This window comes from Streptococcus sp. DTU_2020_1000888_1_SI_GRL_NUU_041A, from assembly GCF_032387735.1.
Taxonomy (GTDB): Bacteria; Bacillota; Bacilli; order Lactobacillales; family Streptococcaceae; genus Streptococcus; species Streptococcus sanguinis.
In genome coordinates this window covers 887704-911153 of the sequence record NZ_CP135591.1, presented here as the reverse complement: position 1 = coordinate 911153, position 23450 = coordinate 887704, and the positions used below count along the sequence as shown (strand labels likewise).

General features: G+C 43.3%; 17 protein-coding genes. 5 read left to right on the top strand and 12 right to left on the bottom strand.

Translation table 11 applies throughout. The features are described 5' to 3' along the window. Nucleotides 1-57: 57 nt before the first annotated feature. Genes RSK81_RS04565 through RSK81_RS04550 form a run of 4 tightly spaced genes read left to right on the top strand, consistent with a single transcriptional unit; the run spans nucleotide 58 to nucleotide 4634 of the window. Entirely contained in the window at nucleotides 58-1359 is a 1302-nt protein-coding gene (locus RSK81_RS04565) for an HD domain-containing protein (RefSeq protein WP_004191660.1), read from the top strand. 1 nt (nucleotide 1360) lies between these two features. Then, nucleotides 1361-2170, top strand: coding sequence for a sugar-phosphatase (gene yidA, locus RSK81_RS04560; RefSeq protein ID WP_004191663.1), 810 nt, complete (start codon nucleotides 1361-1363; stop codon nucleotides 2168-2170). Further along, nucleotides 2170-3384, top strand: a complete 1215-nt coding sequence (locus RSK81_RS04555; protein ID WP_002900648.1) for an aminoacyltransferase — start codon at nucleotides 2170-2172, stop codon at nucleotides 3382-3384. The genes yidA and RSK81_RS04555 overlap by 1 nt, the downstream gene beginning before the upstream one ends. Nucleotides 3385-3398: 14 nt before the next feature. Beyond that, nucleotides 3399-4634 (top strand): aminoacyltransferase, encoded by a 1236-nt coding sequence (locus RSK81_RS04550; RefSeq protein ID WP_315687564.1) that lies wholly within the window; start codon nucleotides 3399-3401, stop codon nucleotides 4632-4634. A gap of 34 nt (nucleotides 4635-4668) precedes the next feature. On the opposite strand, the gene RSK81_RS04545 is transcribed toward RSK81_RS04550, so the two are convergent. From RSK81_RS04545 to pcrA, 8 genes are all read right to left on the bottom strand, one after another. Then, nucleotides 4669-8850, bottom strand: a complete 4182-nt coding sequence (locus tag RSK81_RS04545; RefSeq protein ID WP_315687563.1) for a GBS Bsp-like repeat-containing protein — start codon at nucleotides 8848-8850, stop codon at nucleotides 4669-4671. 64 nt (nucleotides 8851-8914) lie between these two features. After that, on the bottom strand, nucleotides 8915-9673 hold the full coding sequence (gene tpiA / locus RSK81_RS04540) for a triose-phosphate isomerase (RefSeq protein ID WP_002900651.1): 759 nt from the start codon (nucleotides 9671-9673) through the stop codon (nucleotides 8915-8917). A gap of 279 nt (nucleotides 9674-9952) precedes the next feature. Beyond that, nucleotides 9953-10807, bottom strand: a complete 855-nt coding sequence (rfbD, locus tag RSK81_RS04535; RefSeq protein WP_002910090.1) for a dTDP-4-dehydrorhamnose reductase — start codon at nucleotides 10805-10807, stop codon at nucleotides 9953-9955. 260 nt (nucleotides 10808-11067) lie between these two features. Beyond that, complete coding sequence (locus RSK81_RS04530) at nucleotides 11068-12552, bottom strand: glucosyltransferase domain-containing protein (protein ID WP_268682129.1); 1485 nt, start codon at nucleotides 12550-12552, stop codon at nucleotides 11068-11070. Beyond that, a complete protein-coding gene (locus tag RSK81_RS04525; protein ID WP_002910092.1) occupies nucleotides 12549-13475 on the bottom strand; it encodes a glycosyltransferase family 2 protein in 927 nt (308 codons plus the stop codon). The genes RSK81_RS04530 and RSK81_RS04525 overlap by 4 nt, the downstream gene beginning before the upstream one ends. A 163-nt stretch (nucleotides 13476-13638) precedes the next feature. Continuing rightward, nucleotides 13639-14919 carry an O-acetylhomoserine aminocarboxypropyltransferase/cysteine synthase family protein gene (locus RSK81_RS04520; RefSeq protein WP_315687560.1) on the bottom strand — a complete coding sequence of 427 codons (1281 nt, stop codon included), beginning with the start codon at nucleotides 14917-14919 and terminating at the stop codon, nucleotides 13639-13641. A gap of 98 nt (nucleotides 14920-15017) precedes the next feature. Beyond that, nucleotides 15018-15416, bottom strand: coding sequence for an NUDIX hydrolase (locus RSK81_RS04515; RefSeq protein WP_002912155.1), 399 nt, complete (start codon nucleotides 15414-15416; stop codon nucleotides 15018-15020). Then, nucleotides 15413-17701 carry a DNA helicase PcrA gene (pcrA, locus tag RSK81_RS04510; RefSeq protein WP_002912153.1) on the bottom strand — a complete coding sequence of 763 codons (2289 nt, stop codon included), beginning with the start codon at nucleotides 17699-17701 and terminating at the stop codon, nucleotides 15413-15415. The genes RSK81_RS04515 and pcrA overlap by 4 nt, the downstream gene beginning before the upstream one ends. Nucleotides 17702-17959: 258 nt before the next feature. Between pcrA and RSK81_RS04505 the strand changes: the two genes are divergently transcribed. Next, nucleotides 17960-19156, top strand: a complete 1197-nt coding sequence (locus RSK81_RS04505) for a cation diffusion facilitator family transporter (RefSeq protein ID WP_002900658.1) — start codon at nucleotides 17960-17962, stop codon at nucleotides 19154-19156. Nucleotides 19157-19188: 32 nt separating this feature from the next. On the opposite strand, the gene RSK81_RS04500 is transcribed toward RSK81_RS04505, so the two are convergent. From RSK81_RS04500 to pfkA, 4 genes are all read right to left on the bottom strand, one after another. Next, a complete protein-coding gene (locus tag RSK81_RS04500; protein ID WP_002900660.1) occupies nucleotides 19189-19926 on the bottom strand; it encodes a hypothetical protein in 738 nt (245 codons plus the stop codon). A gap of 140 nt (nucleotides 19927-20066) precedes the next feature. After that, complete coding sequence (gene lepB / locus RSK81_RS04495) at nucleotides 20067-20624, bottom strand: signal peptidase I (protein ID WP_002900661.1); 558 nt, start codon at nucleotides 20622-20624, stop codon at nucleotides 20067-20069. Between the two features lie 182 nt (nucleotides 20625-20806). After that, a complete protein-coding gene (gene pyk / locus RSK81_RS04490; RefSeq protein WP_002897851.1) occupies nucleotides 20807-22312 on the bottom strand; it encodes a pyruvate kinase in 1506 nt (501 codons plus the stop codon). Nucleotides 22313-22368: 56 nt separating this feature from the next. After that, nucleotides 22369-23379 carry a 6-phosphofructokinase gene (gene pfkA, locus RSK81_RS04485; RefSeq protein WP_002895919.1) on the bottom strand — a complete coding sequence of 337 codons (1011 nt, stop codon included), beginning with the start codon at nucleotides 23377-23379 and terminating at the stop codon, nucleotides 22369-22371. Nucleotides 23380-23450: the final 71 nt, after the last annotated feature.

Genomic DNA, 23450 nt, shown 5'->3' with positions numbered 1-23450 from the left:
TTCTTTCAGTTGCAGCTTTGATTTTTTTCCTACTCTGATTTGTGGTATAATGATAACATGATTGAAAAAGTATTTCGGGACCCGGTTCATAATTATGTTCATGTGGACCATCAGGTTATCTATGATTTAATCAATACTAAAGAATTTCAACGGCTGCGCCGCATCAAACAGCTGGGTACCTCCGGCTATACTTTCCACGGCGGGGAGCACAGCCGTTTTTCGCATTGTCTGGGAGCTTACGAGATTGCCCGGCGCATCACCAAGATTTTTAATGAAAAATACCAAGCCAACTGGGACAGCCATGAAAGTCTGCTGACCATGACAGCTGCTCTCCTGCATGACTTGGGACACGGAGCTTATTCACATACTTTCGAGCGCCTTTTTGATACCAATCACGAGGATATTACGCGGCAAATCATCACCAGCCCAGAGACAGAGATTCATCAGGTACTGGTTCAGGTTTCACCAGATTTCCCAGAAAAGGTAGCTAGCGTCATCAACCATACCTATCCCAATAAGCAGGTGGTTCAGCTGATTTCCAGCCAAATTGATGTGGATCGAATGGACTATCTCTTACGAGACTCCTTTTTCACCGGCGCTTCCTATGGACAATTTGACTTAACCAGAATTTTACGAGTGATTTGTCCTGTAGAGAACGGCATCGCCTTCAAGCGCAATGGCATGCATGCGGTAGAGGACTATGTAGTCAGCCGCTACCAGATGTACATGCAGGTCTATTTCCACCCGGCCAGCCGTGCTATGGAAGTTCTGCTGCAAAATCTGCTCAAGCGGGCCAAGTATCTCTATCCGGCTCAGAAAGATTATTTTGCGCTGTCATCGCCCAATCTCATTCCATTCTTTGAAAACAGAGTGACCCTGCAGGATTATCTGGCCTTGGATGATGGTGTTATGAATACCTATTTCCAAGTCTGGATGACTAGTCCAGACAAGATTTTATCTGACCTGGCTCAGCGTTTTATCAACCGCAAGGTCTTTAAGTCTATCGTCTTCTCTCAGGAAAACGAAGGGCATTTGGATATCATGCGAGACCTAGTTGGACAGGTTGGTTTTGACCCTGATTACTATACTGCTATCCATCGTAATTTTGATTTACCTTACGATTTCTACCGGCCTGACGTTGAAAAACCTCGGACCCAGATTGAAATCCTACAAAAAGATGGCAGCTTAGCAGAACTGTCCAGCCTGTCTCCTATCGTCCATTCGCTAGCCGGGACCAGACAGGGTGATAATCGCTTCTACTTCCCCAAGGAAATGCTGGCAGAGACCGGACTTTTCAGCGAAAAAAACCAGACCTTTATGCACTATATCAAAAACGACCAATTTACCTACGGAGAATAAAATGTCTATCAAATTAGTTGCCGTTGACATTGACGGTACCCTTTTAAATAACCAAAAAGAAATCACTCCTGAAGTCTTCAGCGCTGTTCAAGATGCCAAGGCTGCTGGTGTAAAAATCGTTATTGCAACCGGCCGTCCTATTGCAGGAGTTCAAAAGCTTCTCGAGGAGCTAGAGCTTAATCAGCCAGACAACTACGTCGTTACCTTCAACGGCGGACTGGTGCAGGATACTGTTACTGGCGAAGAATTAATCAAAGAAACATTGACTTATGAGGACTATCTGGATATCGAACTGCTCGGGCGAAAATTAGGCGTTCACATGCATGCCATCACCAAGGACGGCATTTATACGGCCAATCGAAACATCGGCAAGTACACTGTTTACGAGTCCAATCTGGTCAGCATGCCTATCTTCTACCGCACACCTGAGGAAATGGTCAACAAAGAAATCGTTAAGTGCATGTATATTGATGAGCCGGAAATTTTGGATGTGGCCATTTCTAAGCTGCCACCGGAATTATCTGAAAAATATACACTGGTTAAATCAGCTCCTTTCTATCTGGAAATTGTCAAAAAGACTGTTAATAAAGGGGCTGCTATCCTTCATCTGGCCGAAAAATTGGGCTTAAGCAAGGAGCAGACCATGGCTATCGGTGATGAAGAAAACGACCGCGCCATGCTGGAAGCTGTCGGCTCTCCTGTTGTCATGGAAAATGGCAAGGAAGAACTCAAGAAAATCGCCAAATATATCACCAAATCGAACGACGAATCCGGCGTAGCACACGCCATTAGAGAGTGGGTTTTAAAATAATGTTTAGTTACAAAATTGGTATTTCAGCTCAGGAACACGACGATTTTGTCACGGCTCATCCACAGGCCAATCTTCTGCAGAGTTCAGCCTGGGCTCAGATTAAGGATAACTGGGCCAATGAGCGCTTGGGCTTCTATAAAGACGACCATTTGGTTGCTGCAGCCAGTGTCCTGATTAAACCACTGCCCTTGGGGATGACCATGCTTTATATTCCGCGCGGCCCCATCATGGACTATGGTGACAAGGAGCTGCTGACCTTTGTTTTGGCGTCGCTCAAGAAATTTGCCAAGGAGAAAAAAGCGCTCTTTGTCAAGTTTGACCCTAGCCTCTTTCTAGCAGAAAGCAAGATGGGCGGTGAATTGCAAGACAAGGCAGAGACGATTGAGTTGATTCAAGATTTGCAGCGAGCAGGAGCTGTCTGGGTCGGACGGACTGAGTCTCTGGACGAAACCATCCAACCTCGCTTGCAGGCCAATATTCATAAAGAAGACTTCAGCGAGGATCTGCTTTCTAAGAGTACTCGTCAAGCCATTCGTACAGCCCGTAACAAAGGCATTCAAATCCAATTTGGCGGAGCAGAATTACTGGATGACTTTTCAGACTTGATGAAAAAGACAGAAAACAGAAAAAACATCCACCTGCGTGGAAAAGACTATTACCAAAAACTCTTGGACACTTATCCTGAGCACTCCTACATCACCTTGTCTAATATTGATCTAAAGGCACGATTGGAAGACTTGCAGGCTCAGCTGACCAAGACACTTAAAGAAGCAGAGAAATTTACCGAGAAAACCAAGCCTGGCAAGATTGAGAATAACCAGCAAGAACAGAAACGCCTCCAGGAAGAGATTGACTTCCTACAGGACAAAATCAGCCAAGGTGCTACTGTCGTTCCCCTGTCTGGCACACTGGTCTTGGAATACGGCAAAACCTCTGAAAATATCTATGCCGGAATGGACGAGGAGTACCGTCGTTACCAGCCTGCCATCATCACTTGGTACGAAACGGCCAAACATGCTTTTGAGCGCGGAGCGGATTGGCAAAATATGGGCGGAATCGAAAACGACCTCAAGGGTGGTCTCTATAGCTTTAAATCCAAGTTCAATCCGACCATTGAGGAATTCGCTGGTGAGTTTAACCTGCCAACTAATCCCCTCTACCACCTCTCTAATCTGGCCTACACTCTCAGAAAGAAACTGCGCAGCAAGCATTAAAAGAAAGGAAGCCTATGACCTTTAAACTTCTCAACCAAGAAGAATTCATCCAGCATACCTCAGCTAGCTCCCAACGCTCTTTTATGCAGACCGTAGAAATGGCAGAGCTGCTGAGCAAGCGGGGCTTCAGTACCCAGTATGTCGGCTACACTGACCCGCAGGGACAGGTCGTGGTGTCAGCTGTCCTCTATAGTATGCCTATGACTGGCGGCCTTCATATGGAAATCAACTGCGGTCCTGTCTCTACTGATGCTCAATACCTGACTCCTTTCTATCAAGCTTTGCAAGCCTATGCTAAAAAAGAAGGTGCCCTAGAGCTCATCATCAAGCCCTATGAGACTTATCAGGCCTTTGACAGCAATGGCCAGCCCACATCTGATGAAAAAGTCGAGCTTATCCAGCAACTGACTGATTTGGGCTTTGACTTTGACGGCTTACAGACAGGCTATCCAGGCGGGGAGCCTGATTGGCATTATGTCAAAGATTTAGCTGGTCTGACGGAGAAAGACCTACTCAAATCCTTCAGTAAAAATGGAAAGGCGACCGTCAAAAAGGCGAATACCTTTGGCATCAAGCTAAAAAGGCTAGAACGTGACCAACTCAGCGTTTTCAAAGACATCACAGCTTCTACTTCTGACCGGCGAGAGTACGATGACAAGCCACTAGACTACTATCAAGATTTTTATGATAGCTTTGGTCAGCAGGCGGACTTTATGACAGCCAGTCTCAACTTCAAGGACTATCTTCAGAACTTACAAAAAGACCAAGAGAAACTTGGCCAGAAAATCCAGAAACTGCAGGCGGACTTGGAAAAAAATCCTCAATCTGAAAAGAAGCAAAATCAGCTGCGAGAGCTTTCTAGTCAGTTTGACAGCTTTGAAACCCGCAAAGTAGAGGCCCAAGAGCTGATTGACAAGTATGGCGACCAAGACCAAGTCCTGGCTGCCAGCCTCTTTATCTATACTCCTCAGGAAACAACCTATCTTTTCAGTGGCTCCTATCCTGAGTTCAACAAATTCTACGCGCCAGCCCTGCTGCAGGAATACGTTATGACCGAAAGCATCAAGAGAGGCATTCCATTTTATAATTTCCTCGGCATTATGGGAATTTTCGACGGTTCTGACGGTGTTCTGCGCTTCAAGCAGAACTTCAACGGCTTCATCGTCCGAAAATTGGGGACTTTCCGTTATTATCCTAACCCTCTCAAGTTTAAGCTGCTTCAGCACATAAAGAAAATTCTAAGACGTTAAAAAAACCAAGTTTTCCCTTGGTTTTTTTGTATGTTTATCTATAACGAGGTGTCGCAAAACCACGGATATTTCCATGACCGATGCGGTAAGTATTGCGTTTAACTACGTTATTGCTGTTGCCTTCAATCGTGTGAATGATGCCATTTTCAACTTTTTCGACAATACCGATATGATCAGCCCAACCATCGTTTTGCTGGGTATCTTTGTCCCAGTTAAAGGTGATGATATCACCTGCGCTAGGAGTCGAATTACCATCTTCATTCCAGATACCTAGTCTTTGGAAAATATGAATATGGCGCTCAACACCGCACTCGCGGCCGATAAGATCGCTCAAGCCCTCTCTTTGGAAAATAACCGTCGTGAAAATGTCGCACCAGTCATCTGTGTTTTTTACAGCGTAGCCAACTGGCAGCGGTCTGACACTGTTATAATCGTTGACCAAGCGCTGATGCTCAGCACTACCTCCCCTGACACCTACCATTGCAGCTGCCGCCGCAAGAACACGGTCGCGCTGACTAGCTGACTGAGGACGGTTCACGGAGATAGAGGTCTTTTCTCCACCAGCTCCTTGCAACTGATTTTGATTATTTAAGTAATACAAGTGAACATTGTATTCGCCTGCATTATTCTTATGGTCACGTGCGTAAACATGCTTACGATAAGTACCGTCAGCCTGACGATCAGCCGTGTACCATTGGACATCATCTTGGCCGTTGGCCTCTGACCAAGTCGGCAAGTAAACTGTCTTGAGGCCTTCTGGTGCCACAATGCCTGATACTACAATGTCAAACTCTCCAGTATCATTATTTTTATTTTGAATATTGATTTTACCTTGCGGCTTACTGATAGAAACATTGGTCTTGATGCCACCTGCTCCTACCAGCCTGCCATCATTTTGCACATAGTAGAGATGTACATTATATTCGCCCTGAACGTTGTTATGGTCGCTCGCACGAACTCGCTTACGATAGGTACCATCCGGCTGACGTTCTGCGTTGTACCACTTGATATCATCCTGACCGTTGGCCTCTGACCAAGTTGGCAAGGAAACTCCTTTCAGACCGCCTGGCGATACGATATCTGAAACCACAATATCAAAATCGCCAGTTTCGCTGTTGCGATTTTGGATACTGATTTTGCCCTGTGGTTTAACTGCTGACACATTGGTTGTAGTACCGCCAACACCGACTAACTGCCCGTCGTTACGGACATAGTAAAGATGGATATGATACTTACCAACTGAGTCTTTATGTTTACTAGATTCAACAGTAACTTTATAGGTACCATTAGCCTGTTGAGTAGCCGTATACCAGATAATATCGTCTTGACCGTTAGCATCAGACCAAACCGGAACACTGACAGCAGACACTTCATAAGGGGCAGAAACGTTCGAAATCACAACATCAAAACTGCCGTTGACATTATTCTTATTTTGAATACTGATGTTGCCCTTTGGCTTACCTAGAGAAACATTAGTCTTTATGCCACCAGCACCAACCAGCTTGCCATCATTTTGCACATAGTAGAGATGAATATTGTACTCGCCCTCAACATTTTTGTGATCACTCACACGGACTCGCTTACGATAGGTACCATCCGGCTGACGTTCTGCGTTGTACCACTTGATATCATCTTGACCGTTGGCCTCTGACCAGGTTGGCAGGGAAACTTCCTTCAGACCGCCTGGAGATACGATACCTGAAACTACAATATCAAAATCGCCGGTTTCGCTGTTGCGATTCTGGATGCTGATTTTGCCCTGCGGCTTGCTGATAGAAACGTTGGTCTTGATGCCACCTGCTCCTACTAGCTTGCCATCATTTTGCACATAGTAGAGATGCACATTATATTCGCCTTGGACATTGTTATGATCGCTCAGTCGAACTCGTTTCCGATAAGTACCGTCAGCCTGACGCTCAGCATTGTACCACTTGATATCATCTTGGCCATTGGCCTCTGACCAAGTTGGTAGGGAAACAGTCTTGAGACCGCCTGGCGATACGATATCTGAAACCACAATATCAAAATCGCCAGTTTCGCTGTTGCGATTCTGAATACTGATTTTGCCTTGAACTTTTGGTTTTTCTATAGAAATAGTCGTTTTAGTGCCATTTACACCTACCAAGCTGCCATCATTTTGCACATAGTAGAGATGCACATTGTACTCACCCTCAACATTTTTGTGATCGCTCAGACGGACACGCTTACGATAGGTGCCATCAGCTTGACGCTCAGCGTTGTACCACTTGATATCATCTTGGCCGTTAGCCTCAGACCAAGTTGGCAGGGAAACTTCCTTCAGACCGCCCGGAGATGAAATACCTGAAACCACAATATCAAAATCGCCGGTTTCTTTGTTTCGATTTTGAATACTGATAGTGCCCTTAGGCTTGCCAAGAGAAACGGTCGTTTTAGTTCCGCTTACACCAACCAATCGGCCGTCATTTTGGACATAGTAGAGATGGACGTTGTACTCGCCCTGCACATTATTGTGGTCGCTTATACGTACTCGCTTACGATAGGTGCCGTCCGGCTGACGTTCCGCGTTGTACCACTTGATATCATCCTGACCGTTGGCCTCTGACCAAGTTGGCAGAGAGACAGTCTTAAGACCACCTGGGGATGAGATACCTGAAACTACAATATCGAAATCTCCAGTTTCGCTGTTGCGATTCTGAATGCTGATTTTGCCCTGTGGCTTGATGACAGATACATTGGTTGTAGTACCACCAACACCGACTAATTGACCGTCGTTGCGGACATAGTAGAGATGGACATTGTACTTGCCAACTGAATCCTTATGTCTGCTAGAATCAACAGAAACTTTATAAGTACCATTGGCCTGCTGAGTGGCTGTGTACCAGATAATATCGTCTTGACCATTAGCTTCAGACCACACTGGAACACTAACGACAGACACTCCATAAGGAGCAGAAACGTTCGAAATCACAACATCAAAGCTGCCGTTGACATTATTCTTATTCTGAATACTGATGTTACCCTTCAAAGGCTGCTTAGCAAGAGCGGACTGCTGGGTAAATCTCCCAGTGTAATCAACGCTATGATCAAATACATGCTTACCAGCTAACAGCTGAGCCTGGGCTGTAAACTGCCATGCTCCAGCGCCACTATTGTATTTGAGAGATTTAGCTCCATCAAGATTTAAATTAGAGGACGGATACTGGGCCACCCAGAAGTTGCTATATCCAAATTGCGACGTATTAACCGGTCCCTTGCTGCGAAGATTATTTTGATCCAGCCAGCTGGCACTGGTATAGTACATCAGGTTTGAATAACCCAGTCTGCGCATCTCATCCGCCCAAGCCTGGGTATGCTGGTTAATCCCATTTTGCATTTTAGGATCTTCCATGTCATTGACCATGACTGTGTTTTTAGGCAGGCCTAGTCTATTAGCAAAGGCAACGTAATAACGAGCTTCTGCTCTCGCTTCTTCATCACTGGTATAGTGCGAGAAGGCATAGGTCGATACTTGTAAACCAGCTCCCTGCGCATTTCTCACCTGAGACTCAGCAAATGGATTAGTGTAATGGGTTCCTTCTGTCAGTTTGACAACGACACCTCCAACCCCTTGCTGGGCTAATTTACGATAGTCGTCTACGCTGATATGGCCATTGTGGCTGCTGACATCTACAAAGGAAGTACCTTTAATCTCTGCTTGGGAATTCCCGCGGGCTGCCTGAGCCTTTGACCCCGCATTATAAAATACAGTTTTTCCAGCACTACTAGCTTTTGGTGCTGATGCTACTGCAGGACTAGCCTTGGGCTCTGAGGCAATAGCAGAATCTGCAACAGAAGAACTTTCTTTTGCTGACTGATCAGCTGCAGTTTCATTCTGATTAGAAGCATTTGCATCTGGCTGACTTTGCCCTTCTGGCTTAGCAGAAGCTACCTGAGTTTCTACAGGAACTGATTGAGCTGCTCCTCCAGACTCAATAGCTGTTCCTGTAGCGTTCGTTGCTTCCTCCTCTTGCTTAACAGCTTGAACTGACTGTTCTGCAGATGATACTGCTACAGTCAGCTGATTAGACGTTTGTGATGCGGCCGCATTCACTGTCTGATTCTCGGAACTAACAGACCTTTCTGTTTTTAAAACTCCTGACTCAGCGACAGTATGTTCCTCGGCTTTTGCAACATTGGCAGTCGCTGCCAACAAAATAGCCGTACTCGCTAAATAAACTAATTCTTTCGATTTCAACTTTTCTCTCCAACTTTTAAAAAACTTGTCACCTTTGGGAGGACAAGTCTTTTTTCAACATTTTTTATTTTACAAAATCAAGCAATGCCAAGAAGCTTTCAGCTTCAAGTGATGCACCACCAACAAGAGCACCGTCAACATCTGGACAAGCCATGTAAGACGCGACATTTTCAGGTTTTACAGAACCGCCGTACTGAACACGAACCTTGTCTGCTACTTCTTGACCAAAGTCAGCTGCGACAACATCACGAACTGCTTTACACATCTTTTGAGCGTCGTCTTGAGTTGCTGACTTACCAGTACCGATAGCCCAGATTGGCTCATAAGCGATAACCAATGATGCAACTTGCTCAGCTGTCAAGTCTTTCAAAGCAGCTGATACTTGAGCACCAACGAAATCTACAGCTTTACCAGCTTCGTAAGTTTCAAGCGACTCACCACAGCAGATGATTGGCACCAAACCATTACGGAAGATAGCGTGCGCTTTTTTATTGATGTCTTGGTCTGTTTCATGGAAATAATCGCGGCGTTCTGAGTGACCGATAACAATGTAGTCAACTCCAACTTCTGCAAGAACTTTAGGGCTGTTTTCACCAGTGAAAGCACCTGCATCTTCAAAGTAAGCATTTTGCGCTGCAACCTTAAGATTGCTTCCTTTAGCTGCTGCCAAAACAGTTGTCAAATCAAGTGCTGGAGCAGCGATACCAGCTTCTACTAAATCTGAAGAAGGTAGCTTAGCAGCAACCGCTTCTACAAAAGCCTTTGCTTCTTCAGGATTTTTGTTCATTTTCCAGTTACCAGCAATAAATGGTTTACGTGACATATTCACACACCTCTTCTATTTTATTTATAGTAACATTGTAACATAGTTGAATGAAATAATAAAGGTTATCCACAGAATTTCATCAAATTGAAACATCTTTATTTTAAGGGGATAACATCTGTGGAAAATTCTTCTCATTATCATTTCCCACCCGCATCTTCAAGCCAAATCTTTCTCCAGCAGAGCACGCGCATGAAAATCGTTTCTTTAGTCTGCTAGAAAAAAAACAGAACCTAGTTTGAAACTAAGTTCTGTCGCTATTATTAACGTCAAAGAAAATCACTGTTTCTTCTCTTGCTTGTAAAACTCTTTTAAGGCATCCTGCCAAGTCGGAATGATAAAGCCTGTAGCCTTGGCCTTGGTCAGGCTCATAGTTGAGTTGAAAGGCCGCTTAGCCTTGGCCGGGAATTTGCTGGAATCAACCGGCTGGACTTCCACATCTGTATCTTTGAGAATTTCCACTGCAAAGTCATACCATGTCGTGTCCTCAGCCGCATCATTAGACAGATGGTAGTAACCAAATTCCTTTTGGTTTTCAGTCAGATGAGTCATAAATTCAGCCAGAGTACGAGTCCATGTCGGACGGCCATGCTGGTCATTGACTACAGTCAGAGTTTTGTGCGTCTTAGCAAGATTTTGCATGGTAAAGACAAAGTTTTTACCGTAGTTACCAAAGACCCAAGCAGTACGGATAATATAGAAACGGCTGGAATATTTCTCAACTAGCTCCTCGCCCATGCGCTTGGTACGGCCATACTCAGTCTGTGGGTCTGGTCGGTCATCTACTTCCCACTCCTCTCCGACAGGCTTTTGTCCATCAAAGACATAGTCTGTTGAGATGTAGACCAAGGTCGCTCCGTGTGCTTCTGCAGCTTTTGCCACATTTTCTGTCCCAGTCACATTGATGGCATAGTCTAGCTCTTTTCCTTCGTCTTCAGCAGCATCAACTGCGGTATAGGCTGCGCAGTGATAGACCAAGCTTGGCTTGACTTCCGCAAAGACCTTGTCCACCATTTGGGCATTGGTAATGTCCATTTCCGCCACATCAACAGCCACATACTCCTCATTGCGCTCATCCAAAAGATAGCGAAGCTCTGTACCCAGCTGTCCATTCGCACCTGTAATTAAAATCATTTGTCTTTCCTTTCACATCATAAACATTTAATGAGTTTATTATAACAAAAAAAGCAGAAAAAATCTGCTTGGTCGAATCATACCTCTAATCATTTTTAGGAAAAAAATCTCATACTTTTTACACTCCATATATAAATGATGCAACATTATGCAAGTGATAATCAGAAAACTTAGCATCATTTCAAATTGACAGTATAAACTTTAACAATGCATAATCATATTAAAATGAATCTTTTCTTTATTTCTCTCTTAGGAAGATTCTACTTCATGATAACAAATAATTCATTTTTTTCAAGATAAATATTATATAACTTTGTTTCTTCAAGTAATGTGTAATTTTCACTACTAAAATCTATATTAGCAATATCGATTAATTTGAAATCGACGTTTAAGTTCGTTATGCTATTAAATCTCAATGTCATATCCCAAGAAACATTTGTATTTGGCATAATCAAACTTTTTAACATTGGATAAACAGAAGCTGTATTGCTAAATACTGGCGAATCAGAAAGAAAGCGATTCACATTAATAACTGTTTTTTCGGGTGTAATGTACTTGTTTAGAGAGGAAGCTAGCAATATGCTCTGTGCTTTGAACATTTCATTTTGTTGTTTTAAACTGCTCACATAAGCAAAAGAGAAAGATAAGAAATAAAAAACTAATAATCCCGAGACGAAGGACTTCCCTCTACGTAGAATTTTACTCTTTTCAACGCACTCTAAGCTAACAATTAAGATTATCGCTAAAAAAATTCCGAAACCATATTCATATCTTGGTCTCATAAGATAATAAGGATTAGACAAAATCAAATAGGTTCCATAGCTAAACACACTTCCTAAACTTAGCCAAATCAACATGTAAACAAAGTTTAAAAGGAATTTAGTTCTGGATAAGCGAATCACACTGATAGTTAAGAGAAATATAGCAATTATCGTTAATAAAACCCAGATAGTTGAACTTTGAAAAAATATATTGTTCAAATATCCTGCAGCATTCACCCCGATTATTTTAATCATCTCTAATCCCTTTGGAATATCAGCTTGATCAGCAAAAATAGGTGGCTTTATAAAAATTTGTATACGATATAAAAGCAAACCGATTACATATGACAACATTGAGATGAAAATTTTAGGAATTTTTTCTTTAAAACAACTTCCTTGCAATAATTCTAAAAATACTAGCGTCATGGTTACAATAATGTACACTCCTGAAGAAGCTTGGTATGAATTGCACATTAAGAATATACCAACAACTGACATAACTCCAAATATTTTTTTATTATCCCAGAAAATAAATGGAATGATGGAAACTAATATACTTAAAGTCATAAAAGGATTGTCAAATCTAAAACTTAATGGCTCTAAAAACCACGGATTAATCCCTATAATAGTTGAAACAGATGCTGTTATAAAAGAAATTTTCTTATTGGGATATAAGACAAACAATAAAATTAAGCTCGCTAAAGTTAAAAAACAAGCTGACAGAATATTTGAAGTCAAGCCTAGTTCTGTCAGATGATCCCCACCTTGTATTAAACGAGCGGAATACTCACTTAAATATCTTGAATAATGTTCAGAGAATTTTGAATAGCCTTGTAATTGTCTTCCAATATCATCAATATAGGGATACTCAGCTAAACCGATATTAATATTGACTACTGAATAAATAATAAAAATAACTAGGGCAGACGATTTATTTAAAAGAAGATAGTTTTTAAAATCAGAAAAACGTTTCTGGAAAATCATTTACTCTTCTCCTTAATCACATAAATCGGCCGATGCTTGGTTTCCATAAAGATTTTGCCAATGTATTTACCCAGTATGCCGATGGTCAGCAGCTGGAAGCCGCCGATAAGGAGAATGACAGTCATAAGGGACGGCCAACCCGATGTCGGGTCACCAAAAACCAAGGTGCGAATAATAATCACTGCCATCAGGATGAAGGCTAAAATCCAAGAGAGGATACCTCCTAAAAAGGCGATGTTGAGCGGCGCATCAGAGAAATTGACAATGCCTTCCAAAGAATAGTTGAAAAGAGACCAGAAATTCCAAGAGGTCTTGCCAGCCACTCGTTCGACATTTTTGTATTCCAAATACTCGGTATTGAAGCCAACCCAGGCAAAAATTCCCTTGGAGAAGCGATTGTACTCTGAAACTTCCAGAATAGCTTCTACCATCTGGCGGCGCATCAGTCGAAAGTCACGCGCACCATCCACCATCTCTACCTGACTAATCTTGTTTATCAACTTGTAAAACAAATTGGCAAAAAAGCTTCGGATAGGCGGCTCTCCCTCTCGGGTAGTACGACGGGTCCCCACACAGTCCAGCTCAGGATTCGAGTCCAGCATAGCCTTCATCTCAACCAGGAGCTCTGGCGGATCCTGCAAATCCACATCCATGACCGTCACAAAATCCCCACTCGCCTCTTGCAAACCAGCATATAGAGCTGCTTCTTTTCCGAAATTGCGAGAAAAGGACAGATAGTGTACATCTGGACAGCGACTGCTGAGCTCACGTAAAACAGGCAAAGTCTGATCCGTCGATCCGTCATTGACAAAAATATATTCAAACTGGTCACGGATTTTATATTTGACCGCTTCCATAGCTTCATGAAACAAAGGAATAGATTCTTCTTCATTGAAACACGGAACAATCACCGAAATTGTCATTTTAATCTCCTACTATTTTATATATTTCATCCTATTATAACAAAAAACTAGGCGAAATGCACTGCACCCCAAAAGTTAGACACAAAAAAAATCTAGCTTTTGGGGTGCAGCTTATTTGCAACCTAGTTTTAATCTTATTTGCTCAGTCTAGAGGTCTTGAAAACTAGATAGATTCCAAAGCTAGTTTGAGATCCTCTATCAAGTCATCCACATTTTCCAAGCCGATAGAGAGACGGATTTGATTTGGTGTAATGCCTGCTGCTAGCTGAGCCTCTGGCGACATCTGACCATGAGTCGTCGTAGCTGGATGGACAACCAGAGACTTAGCATCTGCTACATTGGCCAAGTCAGAGAAAATCTCTAGGCTGTCAATAACCTTACGAGCTTCTTTCTCTCCGCCTTTGACATTAAAGGTGAAGATAGAGCCCACTCCTATAGGGAAATATTTTTCTGCCAAAGCATGGTAAGGACTCTCAGCAAGCTTGGGATAATTGACCTGCTCAACCTTAGGATGCCCTGCTAAGAATTCCACAATCTTCTCGGCATTGGACACATGGCGCTCTACACGCAAAGAGAGTGTTTCCAACCCCTGCAGGAAGAGAAAAGCATTGAAGGGAGACATGGCTGCACCCGTATCGCGCAAGAGCTGAGTCCGGACAGCAGTAACAAAGGCTGCCGCTCCGACATCGCGCGTATAACTGATATCGTGATAGCTCGGGTCCGGATCAACAAACTGCGGAAACTTGCCAGAAGCTTCCCAGTCAAAACTACCGCTGTCTACAATCACACCACCGATGCTGGTTCCGTGACCACCGATAAACTTGGTCGCAGAATGCACCGCGATGTCCACTCCATGAGAAAAGACATTGATAAGATAAGGAGTGGCAAAGGTATTGTCGGAAATCAGCGGAATTTTATGAGCATGAACCAGCTCTGCCAAAGCATCAAAGTCAGGAATATTAATCAAAGGATTGCCCAAGCTTTCAATCAGAACCAGCTTGGTATTGTCCTGAATAGCTGCTTCTACTTCAGCCAAGTTTTCGATATCCACAAAAGTCGTGGTAATGCCATAGCGAGGCAGGGTTTCCTTGAGCAGATTAAAGGTACCGCCGTAGATGGTGGAAGCTGCTACTACATGATCGCCAGCATGCGCCAAAGCTAAAATGGTATAGGTAAGGGCCGCCATACCAGAAGCTGTCGCTAGAGCTCCGACTCCACCCTCCAAAGCCGCAATCCGTTCCTCAAAAGCAGACAGGGTCGGATTGGTAATCCGAGTGTAGATATTGCCCGGCTTACGTAGGGCAAAAAGATCTTCTCCCTCCTGAGTATCGTCAAACACATAGGAAGTTGTCTGGTAAATAGGCAGAGCTCGCGACTTGGTTGTCGGATCAACTGTCTGTCCGGCATGAAGCTGCAGAGTTTCAAATTTAAATTCACGTGTCATAAGGTCACCTCACTATAGTTATGTGATAAGTCTACCACTAAACGCCCCGCTTGACTAATAGAATTTCCTTATCAAAAGAAATAAAGAGAAGCTATATCTTATAGCTTCTCAGATATAATCTCAAAAGTCGCCTGATTGCTGGGCCAGTACAACTGCGACGAAACTTTGTCTAAAGCTACCCACTGAGCTCCCACATGCTCATCAGAAATCCGGATTTCTTTCTGCTCTGTCAGAACTAGAAAGAGATTTTTGTGGATGGTCAGATTTTCATCAATCTTTACCGTAAAATCTCCAAGACTAGTCAGATTTGAACAAGCTAAGAGCAAGCCAGTCTCTTCTTTTATTTCACGAAGGCAGGCCTCTTCTGGACTCTCGCCGCTCTCAATCCCACCAGTAATGGGCTGCCAAAAGGAAACTTTCTCAGCTTCCACTTTCAAGAGCAAGATTTCTCCATCCTCTGGATGAAAGAGCCAGGCTTCAATCGACTGCCTCATCATGATTTTTTCTCAATCGGTGCTATGCTGGCCAGCACTTTCTTCAGACCGACTTCTGGGAAATTAATCTTGAGCTCTTGACTGTTGCCGCTGCCAGAGACTGCTAGAACTGTCCCATCGCCCCATTTCTTATGGTGGGCAATATCTCCGATAGCCCAAGCAACTTCCGGCTTAGTTGGCTGGCTTTGACCACTCTTTCCAAAAGGCAGACTGCCTGTAGAAATGGAACTAGGTGCCGCTTGACGTTTCCGCTCTTGTAGAGCCTGGGCCAGGCTCATGCCCTGACCGAATTTGCTTGTATCGCTATTAGTATAACTGACTTTAAAGGAGCTGTTTGCCGGTCGAGCCAGTCCTTGATAGTTTAGCAGGTCTGAGCTGATTTCTCTCAAGAAGCGAGTAGGATGATTATAGTTGGTTTTACCATAAAGCATACGGGAATTAGCATTGGTCAGATAAAGAATCTTCTCTGCTCGAGTGATACCGACATAGGCCAGACGCCGCTCCTCCTCCAGCTCATCCTCATCTTCAGACGCCCGGCTCAGAGGAAACACATTTTCCTCCATACCAATCAGAAAGACGACTGGAAATTCCAATCCCTTGGCTGCGTGGAGGGTCATCAAAGTCACTTCAGAACTCTCCGTATCTCCGTCATCTGTGTCTGCAATCAAGGCTAAATCATTGAGAAAACGGCTAAGCTTATCAAGGCCAGACTCATCACTAGGATTATCTGGACTTTCATCAAAGTTCTTAGTTACAGACAGGAATTCTTCGATATTTTCAATCCGTGCTTGGCTTTCCAAGGTTGCCTGGGCTGCCAAGGATGCAGCATAGCCTGTCTTTTCCAATACAGCCTCTACCAGATCCGTTACTGTATAATCATCCAAGCGCTCCCGCAAATCCAGAAGCATATTGGCAAAATCATAGACCGCCTGAGCCGCCTTACCCTTGACTGGCGACAGCAGGATATTGGCTGACGCATCCAGTAAAGACATTTCCTGACTGGACGCAAAATCCCGAATTTTCTCCACCGTTCCTGGTCCGACACCACGCTTAGGCTCATTGACCACGCGCTCATAGCTAATATTATCGCTAGGATTGGCGATGAGATTGAGATAAGAAATGACATCGCGTATTTCCTTACGGCTGTAGAACTTGGTGCCACCAACCATGGTATAGGGAATATTGGACTTGAGCAAGGCTTCCTCCACCGTACGTGACTGGGCATTGGTCCGGTAAAGGACTGCAAAATCCTTATGACTGTAGCCTTCTCGGCTCAGCTGATCAATAGTTCGGGCGACAAAAAGAGCCTCGTCCTGCTCGTCATTAGCCCGATAGTAGACAATCTCTTCACCGTCTTCATTTTGAGTCCAGAGATTTTTAGGACGGCGGTTGCGGTTGTTTCGGATGACTTCATTAGCTGCCTGAAGAATGGTTTTGGTGGAACGATAGTTTTCCTCAAGCAAGACTACCTTAGCTTCAGGATAATCCTTTTCAAAGTCCAGGATATTCTGCATATCGGCTCCCCGCCAGCCATAGATAGACTGGTCAGCGTCTCCGACCACGCAGATATTCTTAAAGCGAGAAGCCAAGAGCTTGACCAGCTGGTACTGGGCATGGTTGGTATCCTGATACTCGTCCACATGGATATACTGGTAACGTTGCTGGTAGTAGATCAGAACATCAGGATTTTGATCAAAAAGGCGCAGGGTCAGCATGATTAAGTCATCAAAGTCCATAGCTTCGGACTGGCGCAATTCCTTTTGATAAGCTTTGTAGCACTTGGCCACAATCTCTGTATACATATCACCAGCTAGATTCGCATAGGCCACCTCATCAATCAGGTCGTTCTTAGCATTGGAAATAGTACCCAGAATGGCGCGCTCGTTCCACTTTTTAGGATCTAGATTGAGATTTTTAAGAATTCGCTTCATCAGAGTCCGCTGCTCACCTGGATCAACGATGGTGAAGTTACGGTTGTAGCCAATATGATCTGCTTCTCGCCGCAGAATGCGTACACACATGGAGTGGAAGGTAGCGATTAAGCAATCTTGAGCTTCCGTTTTAAGTTTTTCAGCCCGTTCTCTCATCTCCCGCGCCGCCTTATTGGTAAAGGTAATGGCAAGGATATTCCAAGGATTGACCATTTTTTCATCAATCAAATAGGCAATGCGGTGGGTCAGGACACGGGTCTTACCCGATCCAGCTCCCGCCATAATCAGCAAAGGCCCTTCTGTTGTTTGAACCGCCTCAGCCTGACGGTCATTCATACCGTTTAATAAAGGATGCATTTTTCTTCCTCTTTCAAAGTCAATGCTACTATTATAACAAAAATCCTGATGAAGCTAAACCAGAAAGAAGAGGAATTCCTGATTTTAGATTAGATTTTCGACAAAGTCATCTAAGGCACCCTAAGCCCGACGCAAATTGAAAATCAGGCCTATTTTTGCTATAATATGCCCATATGAGACTTAGAGCAACTGTTCAGAGATGACTTTTTCGCAAGTCTCTTTTCCATTCTACTGCCCCGCATAAAAAGAAAGGCTGTCATGAAAAATCCTAGTAACAATCTGAAGCTAGCGGAGAGAGGAGCCATCCTTTCCATCGCTACCTATCTGATTCTCTCCGCGTTCAAGATTATCGCAGGCTCGACCCTCCAGTCCTCCAGTCTGACGGCCGATGGCTTCAACAACGTCTCTGATATCGTGGCTAATATCGCCGTTTTAATTGGCCTGCGTATGGCTAGAAAACCAGCCGACCGTGACCATCGCTTTGGCCACTGGAAGATAGAAGATCTGGCCAGTCTCATCACATCTTTCATCATGTTTTTCGTTGGATTTGATGTCTTGATTGAGACCATTCAGAAGATCATCTCCAATCAAGAAACCAAGCTTGACCCTGTTGGTGCCGTGGTCGGGATTATCTCGTCAATCATTATGTTGGGTGTTTATTTTTACAATAAAACGCTAGCTAAAAAAGCTCACTCCAAGGCTCTGGATGCCGCAGCCAAGGATAACCTATCAGACGCTGTCACTTCTATTGGCACTTCAGTTGCTATCATTGCCAGTGCCTTCAATTTCCCAATCGTTGATAAGCTAGCAGCCATTATCATTACCTTCTTCATTCTCAAGACTGCCTATGATATCTTTATGGAATCTTCCTTCAGCCTGTCCGACGGATTTGATGAAAGCTTGCTGCAGGACTATAAGCAAGCTATACTGGAAATTCCTAAAATCACTCAGGTCAAGTCGCAGCGTGGCCGGACCTATGGCAGTAATATCTATCTGGATATTATCTTGGAAATGAATCCGGATTTGTCTGTTTTTGAAAGCCATGAGATTGCGGACCAGGTTGAGGATATGTTGATGGAGCGCTTCGGAGTCTTTGATATTGACATTCATATTGAGCCTGCTCCCATCCCCGAGGATGAGAGATTGGAAAATCTTTACCCAAACCTACTCATTCGTGAGCAACTCGTAGAGCAAGGCAGCCAACTGGATACACTTCTGTCCGCCGAATTTCTCTACATTTCCCAAGATGGCCGACAACTGAACAAAGCTGAGTTTCAGGCAGAAAGAGCCTCAAAAACACCTATCAAAAACTTTGAACTGCTCTCTGTCAGCCAGAAAACCAAGCTCATCCGCTATGAAATGGACGGTGTTATCCATACCAGCCTCTGGCGCCGCCACGAAGTATGGCAAAACATCTTTCACCAAGAGACACGAAAAAACCAGTTCGATGATTAAGTCAGTCTGGCTTTTTCATTGCAACACATCCTTCATTTCCCTGTATAATAAATAACAGTAATACTATCTAGACTTTGCAAATTTGTTGGTTTCTCTTTAGCTTTCAGGCCGTCTTTTTCAGGATTGTCAGACAAATAATAGTTGTCATAGCTATCATCTAGGTCGGTATAAATCTTTATCTTATCATTAACAAGTAAAGCAGCATATCTTGCCTGTCCAAAAGGCTTTCTTGAAATCTTTGTAAATTCAATTTTTTCAACATTTTCATAGTGATTCAGTAAAAATAGAGCCATCCCCTCTTCCTGGTTGCGTAACTTTACTTTTTCCTCAGTCGTCAGCCAAGCATTTTCTCCAGAGTAAATAACATCTGTCTCACCCGTATCATTAAAATTTGTGACCTTCTCTTTCTTTTTCAGACGAAAAGTCAATTCTGTAGAATCAGTGCGAGAACTATCATTTATATTATAGTTTTTATCCTTTGAGTCCAAAGAAATATGTGGTATATAGCTGGTGTCATTTACAATCACACTAACAGAACCTGCTTCCCAGAACTTTTTCTTGGAAAATTCATCAAATTCAATTTTTTGAACATCTTCATAATGATTAATGATATAAAGTGCAAGCTTTTTCTCTTTCTTATGAAGCTCAGTCATTTCTGTTTCTGACATCCATATTTTTTCACCATCTCTATTTACTATGCTGCTACATGCAGTCAGAAAACTCAGTGCAAGTATAGCCAAAAATAATAATTTTTTCTTTCTTGACTTCAAGAGCAGTCTTCTTTATCGGTCTTTTGATATTAGTATACCACATTAAGACAAGTATCTTTATGTTTACTTGTAACTTGAAAGTTGATTTTCAAAGAAAAAAACCAAGGCTTGCCCTGCCTTGGTTGAAAATAGACTTCAATTTATTTATTCTTAATAAAACCAAATTCATTAAGCGGTGAAAGTCGGAACTCCACCACTCCCTTGATTTGACTGGCTTTGATGAGCCCAAATTCTCGGCTATCCTTCGTATTTTCACGTCGGTCATTAAGAATCAGATAAGAATCTTTAGTAATTTTATCAGACTTTGAGTCTTTTAAATCCATAATAGAGAAATCATGAGTGTAGTAACCCGAACTTCCTGCTGAAGCCAAATATTTCTCGCGCATTTTCTCGATATATTCTTCCGACATGACCTGACCGTTCAGGTAAAGAAGATCATCCATATAGGTTACCTGATCCTTTTCCTGGGCAATGACCCGGCCGACATAGTCTTTGCCGTCCACTTCATAGAGGACAAAATCCCCACGCTTGATGTCTTGCTTTCTCGTCGCCAAGACCAAGTCATTCTTTGCCAAGTAAGCATTGCCGTCTTGCTCAGTCACCCGATAAGGCGTATAAATAAAAACTCTCAGTCCTATAATAATAGCTGCCAGTACTGAAAAAATAATGATATTTCTTAATAAATCTCTCTTTAACATTCGTCTCTCCCATCTCTTTTATACCATTATATCATTTTTAGATAAAATAGACAAAGGGACAATCTTATTTCAAAAATCAAAACGCTTATGTGTCCTTCTTCCCACATAAGATAATGGTCGTCACTTCGACAAGAGAAAAAACCGATGATTTTTCAATCAACGGTTCTTCTTATTATCTTAGATTAACGTACTGTACGGATGCGCATTGTGTTGGTACGAACTGCTTCACCAAGCGGCACACCAGCAACGATAACGATATCATCACCAGATTCAACCAAGCCTTGCTCAACTGCAATCTTTTCAGCGATTTCAAACATATCATCTGTATTAGATGGAGTTTCAGTAGTCACTGGAATAACACCCCAGTTCAGCATAAGACCGCGTTGAGTCAATTCGTCAAAAGTGATAGCCAAGATATCAGCGTTTGGACGGTATTTAGAAATCAGGCGAGCTGTGTGACCTGTCTTAGTAAGGGTAACTACTAATTTGATATCCATTGAGTTTGTAGCATCTTTAACTGCTGAAGCCATAACTTCAGTCTTAGAGTTGCGCTCAAAGTTATCAGTTGTCAAACGGCCATATTCGTTAAGAAGGGTTTGAGCATTCTTATCGATAGTAGCCATTGTTGTTACTGACTCAAGTGGGTATTTACCATTTGCAGACTCACCTGAAAGCATAGTTGCGTCAGTTCCGTCGATAACAGCGTTAAACACGTCTGATACTTCTGAACGAGTTGCACGTGGTTTTTCTGTCATGGTTTCAAGCATGTTAGTTGCTGTGATAACCACTTTACCAGCTGCATTTACCTTAGTGATAATCATCTTTTGGTAAACTGGAACCATTTCGAATGGCACTTCGATACCCATGTCACCACGGGCAATCATGATACCGTCAGCAGCTTCAATGATTTCGTCCAAGTTATCGATACCTTGTTGGTTTTCGATTTTCGCGAACAGTTGAACGTGTCCATTACCAGTTTCTTCACAGATTGCACGAACTTCGTTGACGTCTTTTGCAGTACGTACAAATGAAATCGCGATGAAGTTGATTCCTTGCTCAAGACCAAAGCGGATATCGTCATTGTCACGCTCAGCAAGTGCTGGGAAAGGAATCTTAGTGTTAGGGATGTTCACACCTTTTTGCTTAGCAATGATACCGTCATTTTCAACTTCTACTTCAAATTCACGAGTAGCATCGTCTTTTGCGACAACACGAAGACCAAGTTTACCATCGTCAACCAATACTTGACGGCCAACTTCAACATCATCATAGATGTCCAATCCACCAGCAACGTTCAAAGCAATTACTTCACGAGTAGATTTGATACCTTGCTTAGTAGCAACACGGATTTTTTCACCAGTTTTGTATGAATACTCTTTTGCATCGCCTTCGAACAATTCTGTACGAATTTCTGGTCCTTTTGTATCAAGAAGGAAACCAACTTTTTGACCAGCAATTTCTTCTGCACGCTTAACAGTTGCCATGCGCTCTCCTTGCTCAGCATGGTCACCGTGTGAGAAGTTGAAACGGAATGTGTTTGCGCCAGCTTCAATCAGCTTAGCAATGTTTTGAGCTGATGCTTCAACATCCAGCTTTTCTCCCCAATATCCGTCATCACCGAATTTTTTTCCACCGCGGATTTCTACCGCAGGACCTAATGTTGCAACGATTTTTACACGTTTATTCATGATTGTATGAAACTCCTTCTTCTATTTGGCCTCTTGGCCTGAATAACAAATAATAATTAAATATTGATGCTGCGGTTCAAATCAGCCAAGTCCAGATCAGCCTTGTGCGGATTATTGACAACAATCTTGCCTTCAGCAGTCAAGCTAAAGAGTGCTCCTTCTTCAGCAGTTCCCAGAATTGGGCTTTCAACCATCTGCTCATTGCGGATTCCAACAGCAACTCCGCCGATACCTTCTTTAAGCAGTTTAACAGCATGTGCTCCCATACGAGATGCAAGAACACGGTCACGCGCAGTCGGTGAGCCCCCACGCTGGATATGTCCGAGCTCTGTGACACGTAAGTCGCTCATATCACCAGCTTCTTTTAGCTTCTCAGCGAATTCATCCGCTGACATGACACCCTCAGCCAAGACGATGATGTTGTGCTTCTTACCCTTGGCATAGCCATTCTTAATGCTTTCAACAACTTCTTCGATCTTGAAACCTTCTTCAGGAACGATGATTTCGTCCGCACCAGATGCAATACCTGCCCAAAGAGCAATATCACCAGCATTACGACCCATTACTTCGATAACGAAAGTACGGCGGTGACTGGATGAGGTATCCCGAATCTTGTCAATCGCATCCATAGCTGTAGTAACAGCAGTATCAAAACCGATAGTGAAGTCTGTTCCGACGATATCATTGTCAATGGTTCCTGGAACACCGACAGCTGGGAAGCCATGCTCTGTCAAGCGCATCGCACCGTGGTAAGATCCATCTCCACCGATAACAACGACACCTTCGATTCCATGTTTTTTAAGCTGCTCAATCCCTTTCAGCTGCCCTTCAACTTGGGCAAACTCAGGGTAACGAGCAGAGTGAAGGAAAGTTCCACCGCGAGAAATAATGTCACCAACTGATGTTGCATCAAGTGGGTAAATCTCGCCAGCTACCATTCCAGCGTAACCATCATAAATACCGTAAACTTCCATTCCTTCGGAAATTGCTTTACGAACAACCGCACGGATGGCAGCATTCATACCAGGGGCATCACCACCACTAGTCAAAACAGCAATACGTTTCATTTCGCTTTTTGCTCCTTTTTCTTTTTAACATTCTTATAGATTATACCACAATCATCATGAAAATTCTCTTA

Bases quoted from the DNA above. Each gene is read 5' to 3' on its own strand.
- RSK81_RS04555 (WP_002900648.1), top strand. From the start codon at position 2,170: ATGTTTAGTTACAAAATTGGTATTTCAGCTCAGGAACACGACGATTTT.
- RSK81_RS04550 (WP_315687564.1), top strand. From the start codon at position 3,399: ATGACCTTTAAACTTCTCAACCAAGAAGAATTCATCCAGCATACCTCA.
- yidA (WP_004191663.1), top strand. From the start codon at position 1,361: ATGTCTATCAAATTAGTTGCCGTTGACATTGACGGTACCCTTTTAAAT.
- RSK81_RS04505 (WP_002900658.1), top strand. From the start codon at position 17,960: ATGAAAAATCCTAGTAACAATCTGAAGCTAGCGGAGAGAGGAGCCATC.
- lepB (WP_002900661.1), bottom strand. From the start codon at position 20,624: ATGTTAAAGAGAGATTTATTAAGAAATATCATTATTTTTTCAGTACTG.
- pcrA (WP_002912153.1), bottom strand. From the start codon at position 17,701: ATGCATCCTTTATTAAACGGTATGAATGACCGTCAGGCTGAGGCGGTT.
- RSK81_RS04520 (WP_315687560.1), bottom strand. From the start codon at position 14,919: ATGACACGTGAATTTAAATTTGAAACTCTGCAGCTTCATGCCGGACAG.
- tpiA (WP_002900651.1), bottom strand. From the start codon at position 9,673: ATGTCACGTAAACCATTTATTGCTGGTAACTGGAAAATGAACAAAAAT.
- RSK81_RS04530 (WP_268682129.1), bottom strand. From the start codon at position 12,552: ATGATTTTCCAGAAACGTTTTTCTGATTTTAAAAACTATCTTCTTTTA.
- RSK81_RS04565 (WP_004191660.1), top strand. From the start codon at position 58: ATGATTGAAAAAGTATTTCGGGACCCGGTTCATAATTATGTTCATGTG.
- rfbD (WP_002910090.1), bottom strand. From the start codon at position 10,807: ATGATTTTAATTACAGGTGCGAATGGACAGCTGGGTACAGAGCTTCGC.
- pfkA (WP_002895919.1), bottom strand. From the start codon at position 23,379: ATGAAACGTATTGCTGTTTTGACTAGTGGTGGTGATGCCCCTGGTATG.
- RSK81_RS04515 (WP_002912155.1), bottom strand. From the start codon at position 15,416: ATGATGAGGCAGTCGATTGAAGCCTGGCTCTTTCATCCAGAGGATGGA.
- pyk (WP_002897851.1), bottom strand. From the start codon at position 22,312: ATGAATAAACGTGTAAAAATCGTTGCAACATTAGGTCCTGCGGTAGAA.
- RSK81_RS04525 (WP_002910092.1), bottom strand. From the start codon at position 13,475: ATGACAATTTCGGTGATTGTTCCGTGTTTCAATGAAGAAGAATCTATT.